The 18,320-nt window shown below is 57.3% G+C and carries 20 protein-coding genes; 9 read left to right on the forward strand and 11 right to left on the reverse strand.

From position 1 onward, the window contains the following. The first annotated feature begins 66 nt into the window (after positions 1–66). The 6 genes from IM314_RS08840 to IM314_RS08865 all read left to right on the forward strand — a co-directional run bounded on the left by IM314_RS08840 (position 67) and on the right by IM314_RS08865 (position 4,186). Positions 67–390, forward strand: a complete 324-nt coding sequence (locus tag IM314_RS08840; protein WP_041911331.1) for an antibiotic biosynthesis monooxygenase — start codon at positions 67–69, stop codon at positions 388–390. Next, positions 383–778 (forward strand): amino acid-binding protein, encoded by a 396-nt coding sequence (locus IM314_RS08845; protein WP_193358564.1) that lies wholly within the window; start codon positions 383–385, stop codon positions 776–778. Before IM314_RS08840 ends, IM314_RS08845 begins: the two co-directional genes overlap by 8 nt. Then, positions 753–1,448 carry a helix-turn-helix transcriptional regulator gene (locus IM314_RS08850; RefSeq protein WP_193358563.1) on the forward strand — a complete coding sequence of 232 codons (696 nt, stop codon included), beginning with the start codon at positions 753–755 and terminating at the stop codon, positions 1,446–1,448. The genes IM314_RS08845 and IM314_RS08850 overlap by 26 nt, the downstream gene beginning before the upstream one ends. Before the next feature lie 149 nt (positions 1,449–1,597). Then, the gene (locus IM314_RS08855) at positions 1,598–2,068 is read left to right on the forward strand and encodes a MarR family winged helix-turn-helix transcriptional regulator (protein WP_028015381.1); all 471 of its coding nucleotides are present in this window, start codon (positions 1,598–1,600) and stop codon (positions 2,066–2,068) included. Further along, positions 2,065–3,132, forward strand: a complete 1,068-nt coding sequence (locus IM314_RS08860; protein ID WP_028015382.1) for an HlyD family secretion protein — start codon at positions 2,065–2,067, stop codon at positions 3,130–3,132. Before IM314_RS08855 ends, IM314_RS08860 begins: the two co-directional genes overlap by 4 nt. Continuing rightward, complete coding sequence (locus tag IM314_RS08865; protein ID WP_045259544.1) at positions 3,122–4,186, forward strand: DUF2955 domain-containing protein; 1,065 nt, start codon at positions 3,122–3,124, stop codon at positions 4,184–4,186. Before IM314_RS08860 ends, IM314_RS08865 begins: the two co-directional genes overlap by 11 nt. Here the strand turns inward: IM314_RS08865 and IM314_RS08870 are convergent. Further along, complete coding sequence (locus IM314_RS08870; RefSeq protein WP_193358562.1) at positions 4,177–4,557, reverse strand: tautomerase family protein; 381 nt, start codon at positions 4,555–4,557, stop codon at positions 4,177–4,179. The two genes, IM314_RS08865 and IM314_RS08870, sit on opposite strands and share 10 nt — an antisense overlap. Next, positions 4,557–4,865 (reverse strand): carboxymuconolactone decarboxylase family protein, encoded by a 309-nt coding sequence (locus IM314_RS08875; protein WP_047363825.1) that lies wholly within the window; start codon positions 4,863–4,865, stop codon positions 4,557–4,559. The genes IM314_RS08870 and IM314_RS08875 overlap by 1 nt, the downstream gene beginning before the upstream one ends. A gap of 97 nt (positions 4,866–4,962) precedes the next feature. Here IM314_RS08875 and IM314_RS08880 point away from each other — a divergent pair, with 97 nt between their 5' ends. Continuing rightward, the gene (locus IM314_RS08880) at positions 4,963–5,826 is read left to right on the forward strand and encodes a LysR substrate-binding domain-containing protein (RefSeq protein ID WP_193358561.1); all 864 of its coding nucleotides are present in this window, start codon (positions 4,963–4,965) and stop codon (positions 5,824–5,826) included. On the opposite strand, the gene IM314_RS08885 is transcribed toward IM314_RS08880, so the two are convergent. The 3 genes from IM314_RS08885 to IM314_RS08895 are packed head-to-tail and all read right to left on the reverse strand — an operon-like array spanning position 5,807 to position 8,532. Continuing rightward, positions 5,807–7,084, reverse strand: a complete 1,278-nt coding sequence (locus IM314_RS08885) for a DUF445 domain-containing protein (RefSeq protein WP_047363829.1) — start codon at positions 7,082–7,084, stop codon at positions 5,807–5,809. The genes IM314_RS08880 and IM314_RS08885 overlap by 20 nt on opposite strands. 3 nt (positions 7,085–7,087) lie before the next feature. Further along, positions 7,088–7,741, reverse strand: a complete 654-nt coding sequence (locus IM314_RS08890; RefSeq protein WP_193358560.1) for a LysE family translocator — start codon at positions 7,739–7,741, stop codon at positions 7,088–7,090. Between the two features lie 47 nt (positions 7,742–7,788). Next, positions 7,789–8,532 carry an AraC family transcriptional regulator gene (locus IM314_RS08895; protein ID WP_193358559.1) on the reverse strand — a complete coding sequence of 248 codons (744 nt, stop codon included), beginning with the start codon at positions 8,530–8,532 and terminating at the stop codon, positions 7,789–7,791. A 151-nt stretch (positions 8,533–8,683) separates the two neighbouring features. Here IM314_RS08895 and IM314_RS08900 point away from each other — a divergent pair, with 151 nt between their 5' ends. Next, positions 8,684–10,054 (forward strand): NAD-dependent succinate-semialdehyde dehydrogenase, encoded by a 1,371-nt coding sequence (locus IM314_RS08900; RefSeq protein ID WP_060573262.1) that lies wholly within the window; start codon positions 8,684–8,686, stop codon positions 10,052–10,054. 44 nt (positions 10,055–10,098) lie between these two features. On the opposite strand, the gene IM314_RS08905 is transcribed toward IM314_RS08900, so the two are convergent. Both IM314_RS08905 and IM314_RS08910 read right to left on the reverse strand, forming a co-directional pair. After that, positions 10,099–10,419, reverse strand: a complete 321-nt coding sequence (locus tag IM314_RS08905) for a hypothetical protein (RefSeq protein ID WP_028015390.1) — start codon at positions 10,417–10,419, stop codon at positions 10,099–10,101. Continuing rightward, positions 10,419–10,964 (reverse strand): YfaZ family outer membrane protein, encoded by a 546-nt coding sequence (locus IM314_RS08910; RefSeq protein WP_028015391.1) that lies wholly within the window; start codon positions 10,962–10,964, stop codon positions 10,419–10,421. Before IM314_RS08910 ends, IM314_RS08905 begins: the two co-directional genes overlap by 1 nt. 411 nt (positions 10,965–11,375) lie before the next feature. Here IM314_RS08910 and IM314_RS08915 point away from each other — a divergent pair, with 411 nt between their 5' ends. Then, positions 11,376–12,734, forward strand: coding sequence for an esterase-like activity of phytase family protein (locus IM314_RS08915; protein ID WP_193358558.1), 1,359 nt, complete (start codon positions 11,376–11,378; stop codon positions 12,732–12,734). A gap of 77 nt (positions 12,735–12,811) precedes the next feature. On the opposite strand, the gene IM314_RS08920 is transcribed toward IM314_RS08915, so the two are convergent. The 4 genes from IM314_RS08920 to IM314_RS08935 all read right to left on the reverse strand — a co-directional run bounded on the left by IM314_RS08920 (position 12,812) and on the right by IM314_RS08935 (position 18,221). After that, complete coding sequence (locus tag IM314_RS08920; RefSeq protein ID WP_193358557.1) at positions 12,812–14,659, reverse strand: 3'-5' exonuclease; 1,848 nt, start codon at positions 14,657–14,659, stop codon at positions 12,812–12,814. Between the two features lie 186 nt (positions 14,660–14,845). Beyond that, complete coding sequence (gene yjiA, locus IM314_RS08925) at positions 14,846–15,799, reverse strand: GTPase (protein ID WP_193358556.1); 954 nt, start codon at positions 15,797–15,799, stop codon at positions 14,846–14,848. Positions 15,800–15,809: 10 nt separating this feature from the next. Beyond that, positions 15,810–16,013 (reverse strand): YbdD/YjiX family protein, encoded by a 204-nt coding sequence (locus tag IM314_RS08930; protein ID WP_003856610.1) that lies wholly within the window; start codon positions 16,011–16,013, stop codon positions 15,810–15,812. 54 nt (positions 16,014–16,067) lie between these two features. After that, positions 16,068–18,221, reverse strand: a complete 2,154-nt coding sequence (locus IM314_RS08935) for a carbon starvation CstA family protein (RefSeq protein WP_193358555.1) — start codon at positions 18,219–18,221, stop codon at positions 16,068–16,070. Positions 18,222–18,320 lie beyond the last annotated feature (99 nt).

Here is an 18,320-nt window from a genome sequence, read left to right on the forward strand (position 1 = left end):
CTTTACCGAAGCATTGTGCTTTTCCATCCTGCATTCTCTCCTCAACATCACAGCGGAGAGACCATCATGATCGCAGTCCTTTTCGAAGCCAAAGCCGCGCCTGCCCATCAGGCGCGCTACCTCCAACTTGCCGCAGAGCTTAAGCCTTTGCTGGCCGACATCGACGGCTTTATCGATATCGAACGGTTCCAGAGCCTGACGACCGACGGCAAAATTCTTTCCCTTTCCTGGTGGCGGGATGAAGAGGCCGTCCGCCGCTGGAAGCAGAACGTCTTCCATCAGGCGGCGCAGGCCGAAGGGCGGGAGTCGATTTTCTCTTTCTACCGTATTCGCGTGGCGCAGCTGGTGCGGGAGTACAGTTCCGAAACGGGAGGGCGCGCGAATGTATGACGTTCACGTGATTTTCCGCGACGGGCCCGGCGAGCTGGCGCGCTTTGGACAGCTGTTGGGGCGCAACGGCGTAGGGCTTGAGGGGGGCGGCGTATTCGGTACCGATGCCCATTTCCTGGTGGAGGACGGGGAAAAAGCCCGCCGCGTGCTGGTGGAGGTCGGGTTTACCGTGCAGGCGGTGCGCAGGCCGGTTATCAGAAAACTCAGGCAGTCGCGTCCCGGCGAGCTGGGTGAAATTGCGGCGGCGCTGGCGGCACGCGGCGTGTCTGTTCTTACCCAGTACAGCGACCATGCGAATCACCTTATTCTGCTGACGGATGATGATAAGCTGGCCGCAGAGATCACCGAACCCTGGGCAGCACATGTTAAAGACAAGCTTACCGACTGATAACGGCGCGGCGCTGGAGCAGGCCATTGCGGCGGTGGCGGCGGCAATGGCCGATCCGTCGCGCGTGAAGATGCTGTGCGCGCTGATGGACGGGCGGGCGTGGACCGCCACCGAACTGAGCACCGCGGCAGACGTCGCCCCGTCGACCGCCAGCGGGCATCTCGCCCGGCTGGTGGAGGGAAAGTTGATTACCTGTCTGTCTCAGGGGCGGCACCGCTACTATCGTCTGGCGGGGCACGACGTGGCGGAGCTGATCGAACAGATGATGGGGCTCTCCTGGAGCCGCATTGCGCCGCCGGAAACCACCGCGCCGAAGGCCATGCGGGAGGCGCGCACCTGCTACGATCATCTGGCGGGCGCGGTGGCGGTACAGATCTACGATTTCATGCAGGCGGAAGGCTGGCTGGAGGCAGACGGTTCAGCGCTCACGCTGTATGGCCGGGAGCAGTTTCTGAAGCTCGGCGTGTCGTTAAGCGCTCATCCGCGCCGCAAGGCCTGCTGCGCCTGTCTGGACTGGAGCGAGCGGCGGTTTCACCTCGGAGGCGAAGCTGGCGCGGCGCTGCTTATTCATCTGGAAAGCAAAGGGTGGATCCAGCGGGTGGCGGGGTACAGGGAGGTGGTGGTGACGGCTTCGGGAAAAAGTGCCGTCAGGAGGCATTTTAGCCGCTAAACTTCACTGCGGGCTGGGGCCCTCACCCCGACCCTCTCCCACAGGGAGAGGGAGACATCGTTTTCGCAATTCCTGCTCTTTCGTCTCGCGTTTCTTGATACTTACCCTGATAACTATTATCTTGACCGCGTGTGACGAGAGGTTTCCCCATGAGTGAAGAAGCGCTGTTTAGCCGCAGGCCGATGGGCATGCGGATGGCGATGATCGTGCGCCAGTGGCGTGCGGTGATCGATGATGCCATTCTCGATACCGGCTTAACCCAGTCGAGCTGGACGGTGATGATGCAGCTTCATCAGCTCGGGGATAACGTCTCAATGAGTGAGCTGGCGGAGGTGCAGGGTATTGAACTGCCGCCGCTGATGCGCACCCTGACACAGCTGGAAAAACAGGGTTACCTGCTGCGCACCACATCGCCTTATGACAAGCGCATCCGGCTTCTGACGCTGACGCCTGAGGGAAAAGCCATTTTAAAAAGGCTCACTCAGGTGATTGAGACCTATCAGGCTCGCGTATCGCAACACATCGCGCCGGAGCATATCGAGATTTTCAGCGCCACGTTAAATCAAATCGCCTGCAATTTGCGGACAATCCGCGAAGAAGACAACAAGACCGAAAAATAATGACCCCTGAACAAAAGTTTGCCCGCTGGGTAAGGGTGAGTATTGCCTCTTTCCTGCTGATGTTTATCTATTTTGTCGTCGCGGATATCTGGATCCCGCTGACGCCGGACTCCACCGTCATGCGCGTGGTAACCCCGGTTTCTCCGCGCGTCTCCGGCTACGTGGCGGCGGTACATGTCCACAACAACAGCCAGGTGAAGAAAGGCGATCTGCTGTTTGAGCTCGACGACACGCCGTTTCGCAATAAAGTGGAAGCGGCGCAAATCGCGCTGGAGCAGGCGCGTCTCTCTAACGAACAGCTGGACGCGCAGATCGCCGCCGCGCAGGCCAGCCTGAAAACCGCGGTGCTGACCGCGCGTAACGACAAGGTGACCTTCGAACGCTATCAGAAGCTGAGCACGTTACAGAACGTCTCGCAGGCGGATCTGGATAAGGTCCGCACCGCCTGGCAGAGCAGCGAGCAGTCCGTCAGCACGATTCAGGCCAACATCCGGAACCTGCGCATCCAGCGCGGCGAGCGCGAAGAACACCGCAACGTGACGCTGCAAAAATACCGCAACGCGCTGGATGAAGCAGAACTGAACCTCGGCTGGACAAAGGTCTACGCCCAGGCGGACGGCACGGTCAGTAACCTGCAGTTAAGCCCCGGTTTTTACGCCTCATCCGGCTCCGCCGCGCTGGCGCTGGTAAACAACCAGACCGATATCGTGGCCGATTTCCGCGAGAAGAGCCTGCGCCATACCCGTCAGGGCACCGATGCCGCAGTAGTGTTTGACGCCTTCCCGGGGCAGGTGTTCCGCGCCCACGTGGCCAGCAGCGACGCGGGGATCCTCGCAGGCCAGGAGGCGGTTAACGGCCAGCTCTCCCAGCCGGAGACCTCTAACCGCTGGGTACGAGACGCTCAGCGCATGCGCATTCACGTCACGCTGGATGAGCCGCTGCCGAAGCCGCTGCCAACCGGCGCGCGGGCGACCGTGCAGCTCTACAACAGCGAAGGGCCGTTTGCGCGCTTCTTCTCCGGAATGCAGATCCACCTGGTGAGCCTGCTTCACTATGTCTATTAATACGCTGGCGCGGGTCTTTACCCCGCACGGCAACATCGTCTACACGGCAAACGACTTTCGCCAGACCCTGCGCATCGTTTTTGCCGGGATGATTGCCCTGAGCATATCGAGCTTCTACAACACCAGCTACGGCGTGTTTTTCGTGGTCTATCCGATCATGCTGCTGTCGCTGGTGCCGGTGTTTAACCGCCACGTGGCGAAGCAGTTTATCTTCAGCGCATCGCTGAACTGCGTCGAAATGGTGATTATCATCGGCTATCTTTCCCAATGGCCGGTCATCATGACGCTAGTGGTATTTGCCCTTTACGTGATGCGTTTTCGCTTTATGAGCAAAGGGCCGCTATTCCTGTTCGGCTCGATGGGGGTTGTGTGCCAGAGCGTGATGCTCAATTTTATGAGCTACCCCACCACCAACTGGCACACGCTGCTGTTTTCCAACATCGAAGCCAGCGTGATGGCGGTGTGCCTGAGCGCGCTGATGAACTACCTGCTGCCGGACGTGGAGCCCCGCAAGCCGCCGCCGCTGATTGAGAAAGACGACGCCCGCGTGCGCCACGAGTCGCTGCTCTCCGGCAGCGTCGCGACGATGATTTTCGTGGTGTTTCAGATTAGCGACTTAAGCGATTCGCTCTCGGCGCTAATGGCAGGAATTCTGATCCTGTTCCCTATGCACTATCGCGGCGCGGTGATGAGCTCCATCTGGCGCGTGGTCGGGGTAGTGCTGGGCTGCCTCTACATTCTGGTGGTGCAGCTTATCCTCTACGATCACAGCAGCCATATGCTGCTGATGATGCCGCTGATTGGCCTCGGCCTTGCGTTTGGCGCGCGGCTGCACGTGATGGAGAAAGTGGGCGCGGGCGTGGGGTTTTCCAGCATCACGACCATCGGCATTATGTTCGGGCAGAACATGCACCCGGACAGCGACCTGGTGTTCAGCGATCTCTATCGCATCACCTCCGTGACCTTTTCGCTGGTGGCGACGCTGACGATGGTCTTTCTGGTGCATTTGATCCTGAACCGTTTCGCCGCCACGCGCTACGTCATTCAGGGCTGATAGCGTTTGCCGCCGCTGAAGCTCCAGTCCTCAGCGGCCGTAAACTGGATAACGACCATCACGTCTCCACCTTCAATGCCCATCTTCTCATTCAGTTGCGCAGCCAGCTGGCGGTAGAGGGCAGATTTCTGTTCAGTGCTCCTCGGCTTACCAGCAACGATATTAAACAGTATCGCCCCCTCCGTTCTGCCCGTGCTGAGATAGTGCCGATCAATGTATCGATCCCCGGCCGCGAAGCATTCAAAAAAATGGAATCTGTCCTGTGCGGGAACGGCGAAGGTTTCCGTCAGCGCCTGGTGCAGAATGTCCGAGATCTGCTTTTGCTGTATCTCGCTATAGCGGTCACCCGTCATGATACGAACAAACGGCATTATTGTTTCTCCTCTGCAAGGCTGCTCAGCGCGCTGACGGCGGCCGGCCAGCCTGCGTAAAACGCCAGATGGGTAAACGCTTCGGCTATTTCGTCGTCCGTCACGCCGTTTTGCCGGGCGAAGCCGATATGCCAGGGAAGCTGCGCGGTGCGCCCCAGGGCTGCCAGCGCGGCAAGCGTGATCAGACTGCGATCCCGCGGGGCTAGCTGCGGACGCTGCCAGATATCGTCAAAAAGTACCTGCTGGCTCAGTTCCGCCAGCTTAGGGGAAACCTGCGCAAGCGTGTCGCGATTCAGTGTTGTGCTCATTTTTATTCCTCCTGTCGTCTGGAAAACACTCTCGCAGGCTGCCACCATAAATAAAATCGCAATGTTCAGGACTGAATGTCCTGAAAATGAGGATGATATGGATAAACGCTTTTCAACATTAGACCTGGACGCGCTGCGCAGCTTTGTGGAGGGGATTCAGTCCGCCAGTTTTGCCGAGGCGGCGGACAGGCTGTGTCGGTCCACGTCGGCGATTAGCGCCCAGCTAAAAAAGCTGGAGCAGCAGTGTGGCGTGGCTCTGACCGTTAAGCAGGGGCGTACGCTGGCACTGACCCGAGAGGGTGAAATTCTGCTGAGCTACGCCCGACGCATGCTGGTATTAAATGATGAAGCGCTCCGGGCTATCAGAGGTGAGTTGCTTCAGGGCGAGGTACGGCTGGGTATGCAGGAGGACTTTGGCGAGTCCGTGATGCCGAAGGTCCTCGGCGATTTTCACAGACAACACCCTGAGCTTCGCATGACGGCACGCGTCGATCGTAACCCGCCGCTGCTGCGCGGCGTGGCGGCGAATGAACTCGATCTGGCGCTGGTCTGGCAGGAAGGTCGAGAAGGCGACTACGTGCGAAGCGAACCGCTGGCATGGATTTGCCGGTCCCGCGAGGACATTGAGGTTCTTCTGCAACGAGGTGAGCCGCTGCCGCTGGTGGTGTTTGACGCACCCTGCCTCCTGCGAAGCCGGGCCATCGCGGCACTGGATGCCGCAGGTATTCCCTGGCGTATCGCTTATACCAGCTATAGCCTGAGCGGGCTGTGGGCGGGAGTTAGCGCGGGGCTGGGTATTACGCTCCGCACGCGTATTGGTCTGCCCGAGACGTTACGGATCGACAGCCACCTGCTGCCAGATGCAGGAGAGCTGGGGATCGCGCTGCATCAGGGGAGCGCCTCCCCCGATGCAGCTATTACCAGCATGAAGGCGCTGATCCTCAGGACGCTGAATGGATAAGCGTTGGGACTTGCGAGAGTAAGAACAGGATGAGGCCTATCGTCCCGCCCACCAGCGTGCCGTTGACGCGGATGAACTGCAGGTCTTTGCCGATGTTCAGCTCAATCTGGCGGGACATGTCTTTGGCGTCCCAGCTTTTGACCGTGTCGCTGATGTGGCGGGTCAGGAACGCGGCGAAATCCGGTGCGACGCGGTGCGCGGCCTGCTCCAGATGCTCGTTCAGCGACGCGCGCAGGCTGGCGTCGTTTGTTAACGTTTCGCCAAACCACAGCCCGGCGTTGGCGATGCGCTGTTTCACGCGCGAGTCATCGCTTTGCATATCCGCCTTCAGCCACTGGCGCAGGTCAGCCCACATCTCGCCCAGATAGCGGTTAAACGCCTCATCGTTTTTCAGGTAGTGCTTAATGTTGTCGGCTTTCGCCGCCATTTCCGGATCGTTTTTCAGGTTGTCGATAAGCTTCAGCGTGGCGCGGTCGAACGCCTGACGGATCTGGTGCGTGCGGTCGTGGCTGATATCGTCCAGCAGCGTGTTCACCGCGTTCGACACCATCTCCGCGCTTTGATCGCCCAGCCACTCCGTGGGGAGCACCATCGCCTTGCGGGGATGCTCGGTTTTGAGCCAGTGGACAATCTGATCGGCAATAAACTCCCGCGTGCTTTCCCGCTGAATCAGGGTAATCAGGCGGTTGATGATGGCGTCAAGCAGTACCTGATGGCGGTTGTTTTTGGTCATGCTCTCCAGCATGACGGCGCTGGTTTCGGTGAAATCTACCTTGTCGATAGCTTTATGCACCGCGCGTTTGAGCAGGCGCTGAATACGTCCGTCATCGGTCAGCTCGAGAAAACCGCTCATCACCTGCATCAGATGCAGCCCGACGCGCTGGGCGTTGTCGGGCTTGCTGAACCAGGCGCCAATCATCTGCGCTGGCTCATAGCGGCGGATAAGCGCCACAAGTGACTGAGTATCAAGAAACTTCTCCTGCACGAACTGGCCGAGATTGTCGCCGATTCGGTCCTTATTGCGCGGGATAATCGCCGTATGGCGCGAGATAAACGGAATGGGAACCCGGCGGAACAGCGCGACGACGGCAAACCAGTCCGCCAGCGCGCCGACCATCGCCGCCTCGGCAATGGCTTTGACGCCGCGCACCCAGAAGGTCTGCGGCAGGAAGAGGGTGGTGACAAAGGCCGCGGCGGCAATCAGCAGCAGCGACAGCGCCAGCAGCTTGGCGCGTTTGAGTTCAGCGATTTTTTCCATGGGTTAAGGATAGAGGGAAGCGGGGGAAAAGTGCAAAAATCGCCACAGCACCCACCCGCCAAACCCCATCAGCACCACGCCCGCCGTGCGCTCAATCCACCACAGCGAACGGCTAAGCTTCTGTTGCACCGCCGATAGCCCCATCATCGACACCAGCGCCAGATCCCACGCCAGCACCACCATCACCATCCAGACGCCGCAGGTCGCCTGCTGAAGCAGCGTGACGTCCGGCCCGAGTAACGCCGTCATCAGCGCCAGGTAGAACAGCGCATTTTTTGGATTTAACAGCGCCGATCCCAGCCCCAGCAGGATCTGCTTCATCAGAGAAGGGCACCGCTGTCGGGTTTCTGCAAGCGTCAGCGCCTGCGGTTGGCTGCGCACCAGATGCGAGCCGATCCATAGCAGGTACAGCGCCCCGCATACCTCGATAAGCGTAAACAGCCACGTAAACTGGCGCAGCGCGCTCCAGCCGATAATCACCAGAACAATATAGAGCGCGTTACCCGTGGCGATGCCGACGCACAGCCCGGCGCTGCCGCGCAGCCGATAGCGCGCCGCGTAGCCCACAAGCAGGAAAAAATCCGGACCCGGGCTTAACAGCGCAACAAAATGCGCCAGCGCCAGAGCGAAAAAAGCGGAAGGGAAGAACAGTTCCATAGCGACCTCAGTTAACCATCTGAGGACAGGCTACGGCGCTGCGGAACCTATTTATTGTCTGATATTGATCGGCCCGTGGCGTACTGGCGCGGCGTGGCGGCGGTATAGCTGACGAAGGTCTTATGAAAATGGCTCTGGTCGGCAAAGCCGCTCTGGTAGCCGACGTCGGCGATGTCGTCCCCGGCACGTAGCCGCGCTTTGGCGAACTCCACGCGGGAGATGTTGAGGAAGCTGCCCGGCGTCAGGCCGGTGTCCTGCCGGAAGGTACGGATCAGCGTCTCCTTGCGCAGCGAGAAGCGTTGGGCAAGTTCGTCAAGCGAAGGCGGTGCGGCCAGGTCGGCAAGAAACGCCTGCCGCACATGCTGGCTGGTTGGGCGAAGCGCGTCTGCGTTATCCGCGCAGCGGGGAAGGGCAGAAAGCAGCGCCTCCACGGACGCTGGAGACATTGTCTTAACGACGTCCAGGTAATGGGCAAACAGGGCAGGGTTACGAATCACCTGTAGCGCCAGAGGAAGATCGGTGTCGATATAGAGCATATGGTAGCTGCGCGGCTGCCCGTCGACGGGGTTGCAACTGTGCGGCGCATAAGCCGGGATCGCAATGAGGTCCCCGGGATGAAGAATGTACTCTTGGTCATGGCACACGCAGCAGGTCTGGCCCTCAACAATCGCGCCGATGGAGAGTTGAGGGTGACAGTGGCGTTTGTACGCCCGCGTGCTTTGCCAGGTGCTGCGCAGCTCAAGGCCCCTGGCGCGGTGAAAAGTCTGGCGAACGTGTCGGGTATCGGTCATGGAAACTCCTTCTGGACGTTTTTTATACCACGTCAGCGAACCGTCCGGCACTGCTTAACTCAGAACCTTCCGGATATACCCAACTTTACGTCCACAGCCAGTCATGTTGACTACTCTTAATACCCTAAGCGGTAAAACAAGGAGATTCGACATGGCTTATCAGACAGTAAACCCTGCCACTAACCAGCTCATCAAAGAATACCCCTCACATACCGACGCGGATATCGAAGCGGCGCTGAAGGCGGCCGATGCGCTTTACCATTCGGAATGGGCGAAAGGCGACATCAGCCAGCGCCTGCCGGTGCTGCATAAGCTTGCCGACCTGATCGACGAGCGCGTGGAGGATCTGGCCAAAATCGCCAGCCAGGAGATGGGTAAGCTCATCGAACAGAGCCGCGGCGAGGTGAAGCTTTGCGCGCAGATCGCCCGCTACTACGCCGACAACGCGAAGCAGTTCCTCGCCCCGGTGAAGTACGACTCTGAACTTGGGGAAGCGTGGGTGGAGCATCACCCCATCGGCGTGCTGATGGCCGTCGAGCCGTGGAACTTCCCGTACTACCAGCTGATGCGCGTCCTGGCACCAAACCTGGCGGCGGGTAACCCCGTTATCGCCAAGCATGCCAGCATCGTGCCGCACTGCGCCGAGACCTTTGCGCATCTGGTGCGCGAGGCGGGCGCGCCGGAAGGGGCGTGGACGAACCTGTTTATCTCGTCCGAACAGGTGGCGAATATCATCGCAGACGATCGCGTGCAGGGCGCAGCGCTAACCGGCTCCGAAAAGGCGGGCAGCGTGGTGGCCGCGCAGGCGGCGAAGCACATTAAGAAATCGACCCTCGAACTGGGCGGTAACGACGTCTTCGTGGTGCTGGACGACGCGGACCTGGATAAAGCGGTTAAGATTGGCGTGAATGCGCGGCTCAACAACGCCGGGCAGGTCTGTACCGCGGCGAAGCGCTTTATCCTGCATGAAAAGATTGCGGATGCCTTCCTGAGCAAATTTACCGAGGCGTTTAAGCAGGTGAAGATTGGCGATCCGCTGGACGAGAGCACCACGCTGGGGCCGCTCTCTTCCAAAGATGCGCTGGAAACGCTGACCAAACAGGTTAACGAGGCGGTGAAAAACGGTGCCACGCTGCACTTTGGCGGCAAGCCGGTGCAGCGCGACGGGAGCTTCTTCGAACCGACGATCCTGACGAATATCTCCCGCGATAACCCGGCGTACTTCGAAGAGTTCTTCGGTCCGGTTGCGCAGATGTACGTGGTGAAAAACGACGACGAAGCGGTCGCGCTGGCGAACGACTCCCACTACGGCCTGGGCGGGGCGGTGTTCAGCCAGGACATCGAGCGCGCGAAGAAAATGGCGTCGCGGATCGAGACCGGGATGGTGTACATCAACTGGCTCACCGATACCGCGCCGGAGCTGCCGTTCGGCGGCGTGAAGCGTTCCGGCTACGGACGCGAGCTGTCGGATCTGGGGATCAAAGAGTTTGTGAACCAGAAGCTGGTGGTGGTGCGTAAGTAAGAGGTAATAAAAAAACCTGCCGGTTGGCAGGTTTTTTCAGTTGATTACTGTACTTCGATCTTGTCCCAGCCGCTTTTGAACATGCAGCTGTCGACTAACGTATCCCGGCGATATTCATTCGCATCTTCAACCGTGTAGCTCGTGGAAATATCCTTTTTCTTGTTCTTTTTGTCCGTTTTTTCCGAGCTCGAACCGGTCACCACGTTATCCGGAGGCAGATCGATCAGGGCCTGCGCTTCGCATTCCGTGAGCTTTTTATTCATCTCAGCGTCGCTCACGCCCGGTTTTACCCATTTGTACTGGACGCAGCCGGTGAGCATCAGCGTGAGGCTCAGAACGCAAAGCGCGGTAATGCGGTGTTTCATCAGAAGCTAACTCCACCGCCGACATATGCGCCATCAATCAGGGTGTGGTTTGGACGACCATCTTTACCGTCAACGCTCACGTGGCGGTAGCCCACTTTCAGCGTAACCGGTTTGATTGGGGTCCAGCTTACGCCGCCGTTAGCTTCAACGTAGTTTTTCACGCTATTGTTAAGGCCTTCTGGTGCCGCATAGCCTTCGCCATAGACGTGGATGCTGTCGGTCAGCGCAACGTTTACGCCGCCGCCAATCGGGAAGGCCACGCCGTTATCGCCTTTTTTCGGGCCGATGTAGATGGCTTTTGCGCCCGCATTCAGCATCACCGGGCCCACTTCCAGGTTGTAGCCTGCACCCACGCCACCGGTCTGGGTACCGTCGTCGGTGTTTTTCAGCCAGTTACTTTCGAGATAAACACCGGATGAGGATTTGCCCATTTCCAGGTTGAGGTTGGTAAAGTTTTTACCCTGCTCAATGCTGCCGCCCATTGCCAGTGCGGAACCCGAAATGGCGGTCAGTGCAGAAAGAAGAAGAATGTTCAGTTTTTTCATGTTTCGTGCCTCATCATCAAATTAATCTGGGGGCACCTTAACAAGCGATGTTTATGACTGCAAATGTGATGCAAATCGACTTTTCATGCTGTAATTGTTAATTCTTTTATCTTTATTTGTAACGCTTAAGTTGGGTTGTCGGTGTGTCAACGCGCAAATTTGAGGTGTTGAGGAACAGTTTAATTTTTTGACTAAACGAAATCTGAACGAGGCAGGGATAGTGATTTGAGATGCATTAATTGCGCTTCTAATAATTTCCAATTCCATTTCTAAAATCACATAAAAAAAACAAATTTTTACATTTTTATGGTCATTATTCGTTCAGATGTCCGGCCACGTTTCCTTTCCATGTCATTTTTCTGACACGTTTGTTCATTACGTTGTGGGCTTCACTTTCCGGATGCTAACAATATGAAAAGAAAAATCATTCCTGTGCTTATCGGCTGTACGCTCTCTTTCTCTGGCCTGGCGGCGCAGCCCACGGCTGAGCACTATGTTGTCAGCTTCCCTGACGGCTCACACGTGAAATACAGCGGCGCGTTTGCCGGTGCGTTTCCGAATGGACTCCCGGTAGGGATTGGCTCCGGCCTGCTGTTTACGGGCAAGCAGGGCGATGCTCTGACCTTCGCGACCGTGACCGATCGCGGTCCTAACGCCGATGCGCCCAAAATGGGTAAAAACGAAGCCAAAATTTTTGTCACGCCGGATTTCGCGCCGCTGCTGATGACCATCCGCGTTCAGAACGGCAAAGCGGAGGCAACGGATGCCCGCCCGCTGCATGATGATAAAGGCGAGATTAACGGCCTGCCGCTGCAAAGCGGCGTGATTGGAGCCACCAATGAGGTGGCGTTCAGCGATACCCTCAAAATTCTGAAGGGTGACAACCGCGGGCTGGACACGGAAGGCATCACCCCGGACGGCAAGGGCGGCTTCTGGCTGTGCGACGAGTATGGCCCGTTCCTGATTAACGTTGACAGCAAAGGGAAAATTCTGGCGATCTACGGGCCTCAGGCGGCGGAAGGGGAAAAATCCATCGCGGGCGGTCTGCCAAACGTTATCAAATGGCGCCAGCCGAACCGGGGCTTTGAAGGCCTGACCCGGATGCCGGACGGGCGGATTATCGCCGCCGTGCAAAGCACGCTGGATATCGACGGTAAGAGCAAAAAGCAGGCGCTGTTTACGCGTCTGGTCAGCTTCGACCCGGCGACCGGGAAAACGGCGATGTACGGCTACCCCATCGACAGCGCGGCCTACAGCAAAAACAGCGACGCCAAAATCGGCGACATCGTGGCGCTGGACGACCAGCACATCCTGCTGATTGAACAGGGTGAGGATAAAAATGACGCGATGCGTAACCTTATCTACAAGGTGGATCTCAGCAAGGCGAGCGACCTGACCGCTTTCGACAAGCCGGGCGAGTACCCGGAGTTTGATGATGAGAAAACCCTGGCACAGCGCGGCATTACCCTTGCTGCAAAAACGCAGGTCGTCGATCTGCGCGCGCTGGGCTGGAAGCAGGAGAAGGCCGAAGGGCTGGCGCTGATCGACGGCAAACGGCTTGCGGTGGCGAACGATAACGACTTTGGCGTGAAGGTGGCGATTCAGCATCCGGTCGAGGGCAAAAAGCTCAAGGACTATCGGGTTAACGAGGAAGGCAAGCTGACGCTGGACGATAAACCGGTGGAAACCACGCTCAGCGTGAAGCCGCTGAAGAAGCCGGAGTCAGAGAGCGAGCTGTGGATTGTGACGCTGCCGGAGGCGTTGAAATAATTTTACCCCTCATCCTAACCCTCTCCCCACAGGGGAGAGGGGATTGTTCGGTGCAGATATTTATCAACGCGGAGCAGCTAGATAGTTTTAACGCTCTTTTCCCAGGTCTCGACCAGATGATCTCGCAGGCTTCCGGTTCCGTGCATTGTCACCAGAAGATTCTGTCGTGCGCGGGTAAAACCGACGTAAAGGCGCTTGATATCGTCACTCAGATCTTCACTGTCCCTTTCCTTTGCCGCATCCATAATGGCGACTGAGTGAAATTCAAGACCTTTACTGCTGGGCAGCGGCATGACGCAGAGGAAATCATTCTGCGGTGACCAGTGCTTTTTATCATCGCTGGAGACAATCATCTGGTAGGGGATCTTGCGGGCTTCGAGCCGTGGTCCGAGCATACCTGAAATGCTGTAGGTGGAGGGGCACAGTATGGCGATTTCCGACCATGAAACCCCCTGCTGACGCTGCTCTGTGACCCAATCAAGGACGCGTGTAATCTCCTCGTCCTGATTATCAAAGCTGTCCAGCGCCGGATACTGCCCTGACAGCCCTCCTGCGGCAGGCTGCTGGTATTTGAGAGAGGCTTCTATGTGATTATTGAGATAATTAAATGCTACGCTGCTGGCAAAATGGAGTATTTGCCGGGTATTGCGATAATTGGTATCCAGAATCGTTGTGCGGCCCTGAGCCTTTATATCGACGCTGGAGAGGGTAAAATCGAGCGCTTTCTTTTTCTGATAAATTGACTGAGCGTCATCATAGAGGAAAAGCAGGGAGCTATCTTTATTGTCCGGCATCTTAGCGAGGATTCTTAGCCATTCCGGCTTAAAATCGTGTCCTTCATCGATCAAAACGGCGCTGTACTGCTCCGGTTTTATCACTCCATCGTCAAATGCCACCGTCAGCGCATTTTCCATGAGCTCAATGAAGTTTTTGCTCTTGGGTGGAAGACGCCGATTCGCGTTTAACTGCTGATAACACCAGGCATGAAAATGGATAACTTCGACTGGAAGTCTGAGGCTATATTGTTCGAGCTGCGCTTTAAGTTTTTTGGCCAGCGTAATGTTGTAGCAAATCACGAGTATCGGTTTGGTATTTTCAATGTTGTTGGCAAGCTCAATACATCGGTGGTGCAAAATGAGCGTTTTGCCTGATCCTGCCACGCCGTGAATGACCCTGTGTCCCGCCCCCATACTTCTGGCGAGTTGTTCCTGGTTCCTGTCCATCATGCAGACCACATCAGGGGTGTGGAACGTAAAATTATCCAGATCGACTCGCGTAACGGACGCGTTAATACGTACGTCGGGATAAAGATGCCAGCGAATGCGGTCGAGCTGTTGTGGGGTAGCGTGATGAACGAAGCGATGTCTGAGAAGGGATTCGAGCCGGGCGGAGATCTGTTCCCGGGTCATAAACTCGGTGAGCTCGTCTTTGCAAATCACCTGGCTGGTGGGCAATATTTCATTCAGCTCGTCGGGTGTAAAATTCTTTTCCAGTTGCGCCCGGGTGATATTGCTCAAGTACACCCCGTATCCATACGGCATAATAAAGCTGCCCTCATAATCCCCCTGCTGCTGGCGAAGCAGAGGATCTTTTTTCAGGCTGTCAATGATGTGGAAGGTATATTGTCGAACCTGTTCGAGCGGGTTTTTTAGGGGCTCAATGCCGTTTTTAGTCTCATAATCAATATGCGTTTTATTCGCGGATTTTATTTTCGTGATAAACCAGTCCTTCACCTCAATAAACAACAAACCTTTTTCCGGTGCCAGAATCACAAAATCAGGATGCTCTTGCCTGTCTCCCATTCGGGTGTCGTACCAGCAGGTACACTGTTCGCTGAGCCCACCCTCAAGAAGCCTTGCCAGCCTTTTTTCTCCCGCTGTTATCTTCTCGCTACAGCTGCTGATTGTGGGAATAATGATTGCCATATTACGCCTACCAATTCATGAAAATTATATAATTCCGTTCAATTAATATTTCAGAGAATATTAATTGAGATATGATTTTTTATTATTAAGGACATTAACAGACAATATGGCAAACAGAAAGCGTGATACGAGGAAATCTGCTTCAGAAAAATACGCTCCCTTTCCCGCGGACAAGGGAGCGGCTATTTACTTTTTCAGCCCCGCAAACGCTGCCCGAATCTCATCCTCCGGCAGCTGGATACCAATAAACACCATCACGCTGTGCGGCGCTTCATCGCCCCACGGGCGGTCCCAGTCGGCGCTGTACAGGCGCTGTACGCCCTGAAACAGCAGGCGGTTCGGCTCGCCGTCGATCCACAGCATGCCTTTGTAGCGCAGCAGCTTGTCGGCAAACGACAGCAGCAGGTTCTCCATCACGCGGGAGACCTCGCTGATGTCCACCGGATAGTCCAGCTCCACCACAATCGACGCCACGTCGTTTTGCTTGTCTCCCATAAAGTGGAAGCGCGGTTTCGTGGTGACGTTCTCCTCCAGCATAAAGCCGTTGGTGTTAAACAGCTGGGATAGATCGATATCGCCATGCGTCACCGTATAAATCGGCGCGCGCGAGTTGATGCGCGTCAGGCGCTCGCGGAGTTTTTCGCTGTCGCCCGCCACGTCGGTTTTAGTGAGCAGAATGCGGTCGGCGTAGCCTACCTGAGACTGGGCAATGGTGAACTGGTTCATCTGCTCGTCGGCGTGGACCGCGTCTACCAGGGCAATCACCCCGTCCAGCAGGTAGCGCTGGCAAAGAATATCGTGCGAGAAAAAGGTCTGAATAATCGGGCCGGGGTCGGCCATGCCGGTGCACTCGATCACCAGGCGGTCGAAGCCGATGTCACCGCGATCGCGGCTGTCGAGCAGGTCCAGCAGGGCGTCTTCCAGCTCGTTAGAGCGGGTGCAGCAGATGCAGCCGTTGGTCAGGGTTTTGATTTGCGTGGCGCGGTCTCCGATTAATTGATCGTCAACGGAGACTTCGCCAAATTCGTTTTCGATGACGGCGATTTTGAAGCCGTGCTGCTCGTTCAGGATGTGGCGCAGCAGGGTGGTTTTACCGGCGCCGAGGAAACCGGTCAGCAGGGTAACGGCAATCGGGGTCATGGTCTCTCCTTTAGCAGCAGCGAACGCCGCCTTCTCCACTTCCGCCGTAGCGCGCTTCCTGACGCTCGCGGAAGAATTCGGTGTAGGTCATATACGGCTTATCCGGATGGTTGGTCTTCATATGCTCAACGTAGTTGTCATAGTCCGGAATTCCAATCAGCATCTTCGCCGCCTGACCGAGGTATTTTTTTGCTTCGCCTAAGTTACCAAACATAGTCCATCCTGATAAGAACAAAGCCCCGCCGGAGCGGGGCTGAATACAACCAGATTAATGGTGTAAAGAGGTCTTCACGCCGCCTTCCGGCACCGGCACGTACGGGGTCTCTTTATCCGTACGGCCTTCGGTGTTGCGCACTTTCATCCAGGTTTTGATGCCGTAGAAGATAATGCTGTACACCACCACCAGGAACAGAATGCTCAGACCCGCGTTGGTGTAGTTGTTCACCACGATATGGTTCATGTTGGCAATCTGCTGTGCGGTCAGATCCGCGCCGCCTGCGGCAATCTTCTCTTTGTACTGGTTAGCCATGAAGAAGAAGCCTTCCAGCTGCGGGTTGGTGCTGAACAGCTTCAGGCCCAGCGCCCAGGTGGTGCAGAGCAGCAGCCACAGCGCAGGAACCACGGTCACCCAGATGTATTTGGTGCGCTTCATCTTCACGAGGACGACGGTACCGAGCACCAGGGCAACGGCTGCCAGCATCTGGTTAGAGATACCGAACAGTGGCCACAGGCTCTTCACGCCGCCGAGCGGGTCGACAACGCCCTGATACAGCAGGTAGCCCCACAGCCCTACGCACCCGGCAGTACCCAGAACACCCGCTACCAGAGAGTCGGTTTTCTTCAGGAACGGCACGAAGTTGCCCAGCAGATCCTGCAACATAAAGCGGCCTGCACGGGTACCGGCGTCCAGCGCGGTGAGGATGAACAGCGCTTCGAACAGAATACCGAAGTGGTACCAGAAGCCCATGTCCGCCCACGGCAGCACTTTGTGGAACACGTGTGCGATACCCACGGCCAGCGTCGGCGCGCCACCTGCGCGGTTCAGCACGGACGGTTCGCCAATGTCCTTCGCGGTCTGCATGATCTGCTCAGGCGAGATCACGAAGCCCCAGGAGCTGACGGTCGCCGCCGCGTGTGCGCTGGCCTCTTTCAGTTGCGCCATGATCAGCGCGGTATTTTCCCCGCCCATCTCATGCAGGTTTGGCATGGTGATGCCCAGACCCGCCGGTGGAGTGTTCATCGCGAAGTACAGGCCTGGCTCGATAATCGAGGCCGCTACCAGCGCCATGATCGCCACGAAGGACTCCATCAGCATCGCGCCGTAACCGATAAAGCGCGCGTCGGTTTCGTTAGCCATCAGCTTCGGCGTGGTGCCGGAGGCGATTAGCGCGTGGAAGCCAGACACGGCGCCGCAGGCGATGGTAATAAACAGGAACGGGAACAGGGCACCTTTCCACAGCGGACCGGTGCCGTCAATGTACTGCGTCACCGCCGGCATTTTCAGCTCAGGGTTGATGATCACAATCCCGATCGCCAGCCCGACGATGACACCGATTTTCAGGAAGGTCGCCAGGTAGTCGCGCGGAGCCAGAATCAGCCACACCGGCAGCAGGGCGGAAACGAACGCGTAACCGATCAGCGCGAAGGTGATGGTGGTGTCCTTGAAGGTCAGCGCCGGGCCCCAGTACGGGTCGTGCGCAATCACGCCGCCGAAGTAGATGGAGGCGACCAGCAGTACGATACCAATGACCGACACTTCACCCACGCGGCCTGGGCGCAGGAAGCGCATATAGATGCCCATGAACAGCGCAATCGGTACGGTAGAGCAGACGGTGAAGACGCCCCATGGACTTTCGGCCAGCGCTTTCACCACGATCAGCGCCAGCACCGCGAGGATGATGATCATGATCAGGAAGCAGCCGAAGAGGGCGATAGTGCCCGGCACGCGGCCCATCTCTTCTTTGATCATCTCACCCAGCGACGAGCCGTTACGACGCGAGGAGATAAACAGCACCATAAAGTCCTGCACCGCCCCCGCCAGCACCACGCCCGCCAGCAGCCAGAGCGTACCCGGCAGGTAGCCCATCTGGGCGGCCAGCACCGGGCCGACCAGCGGGCCAGCACCGGCGATAGCGGCAAAGTGGTGACCAAACAGCACGTAGCGGTTGGTTGGCACGTAGTTCAGACCGTCATTGTTAATGACCGCCGGGGTGGCGCGCGTCGGGTCGAGCTTCATGACCTTCTGCGCGATGTATAAGCTGTAGTAGCGATAGGCCACAAGGTAGACGGAGACCGACGCGACCACGATCCACAGGGCGCTGACGTGTTCGCCCCGGCGTAATGCGACAACCGCCAGACAGAAAGCACCGAGGATCCCGAGTAAGGCCCAGGGCACGTGCTTAAGTAGTTTTTTAGTATCCATAGTAAGACCTGGTTTTTTATGTAAAGAAAAAAGGGTCAGGGTTCGTTGTGAGGAGGTATTGATTAATGCTGGAGCGATCTTGCCAGATCCGCGCGCGCG

This window comes from Enterobacter cloacae complex sp. P42RS (genome assembly GCF_014930595.1).
Classification (GTDB): domain Bacteria; phylum Pseudomonadota; class Gammaproteobacteria; order Enterobacterales; family Enterobacteriaceae; genus Enterobacter; species Enterobacter bugandensis.

Coding starts and splice junctions, on each gene's coding strand:
- IM314_RS08880 (WP_193358561.1), top strand. CDS start 4,963: ATGGATAAACGCTTTTCAACATTAGACCTGGACGCGCTGCGCAGCTTT.
- IM314_RS08865 (WP_045259544.1), top strand. CDS start 3,122: ATGTCTATTAATACGCTGGCGCGGGTCTTTACCCCGCACGGCAACATC.
- IM314_RS08930 (WP_003856610.1), bottom strand. CDS start 16,013: ATGTTTGGTAACTTAGGCGAAGCAAAAAAATACCTCGGTCAGGCGGCG.
- IM314_RS08855 (WP_028015381.1), top strand. CDS start 1,598: ATGAGTGAAGAAGCGCTGTTTAGCCGCAGGCCGATGGGCATGCGGATG.
- IM314_RS08910 (WP_028015391.1), bottom strand. CDS start 10,964: ATGAAAAAACTGAACATTCTTCTTCTTTCTGCACTGACCGCCATTTCG.
- IM314_RS08845 (WP_193358564.1), top strand. CDS start 383: ATGTATGACGTTCACGTGATTTTCCGCGACGGGCCCGGCGAGCTGGCG.
- IM314_RS08915 (WP_193358558.1), top strand. CDS start 11,376: ATGAAAAGAAAAATCATTCCTGTGCTTATCGGCTGTACGCTCTCTTTC.
- IM314_RS08920 (WP_193358557.1), bottom strand. CDS start 14,659: ATGGCAATCATTATTCCCACAATCAGCAGCTGTAGCGAGAAGATAACA.
- IM314_RS08870 (WP_193358562.1), bottom strand. CDS start 4,557: ATGCCGTTTGTTCGTATCATGACGGGTGACCGCTATAGCGAGATACAG.
- IM314_RS08900 (WP_060573262.1), top strand. CDS start 8,684: ATGGCTTATCAGACAGTAAACCCTGCCACTAACCAGCTCATCAAAGAA.
- IM314_RS08905 (WP_028015390.1), bottom strand. CDS start 10,419: ATGAAACACCGCATTACCGCGCTTTGCGTTCTGAGCCTCACGCTGATG.
- IM314_RS08935 (WP_193358555.1), bottom strand. CDS start 18,221: ATGGATACTAAAAAACTACTTAAGCACGTGCCCTGGGCCTTACTCGGG.
- IM314_RS08890 (WP_193358560.1), bottom strand. CDS start 7,741: ATGGAACTGTTCTTCCCTTCCGCTTTTTTCGCTCTGGCGCTGGCGCAT.
- IM314_RS08885 (WP_047363829.1), bottom strand. CDS start 7,084: ATGGAAAAAATCGCTGAACTCAAACGCGCCAAGCTGCTGGCGCTGTCG.
- IM314_RS08850 (WP_193358563.1), top strand. CDS start 753: ATGTTAAAGACAAGCTTACCGACTGATAACGGCGCGGCGCTGGAGCAG.
- IM314_RS08840 (WP_041911331.1), top strand. CDS start 67: ATGATCGCAGTCCTTTTCGAAGCCAAAGCCGCGCCTGCCCATCAGGCG.
- IM314_RS08875 (WP_047363825.1), bottom strand. CDS start 4,865: ATGAGCACAACACTGAATCGCGACACGCTTGCGCAGGTTTCCCCTAAG.
- yjiA (WP_193358556.1), bottom strand. CDS start 15,799: ATGACCCCGATTGCCGTTACCCTGCTGACCGGTTTCCTCGGCGCCGGT.
- IM314_RS08895 (WP_193358559.1), bottom strand. CDS start 8,532: ATGACCGATACCCGACACGTTCGCCAGACTTTTCACCGCGCCAGGGGC.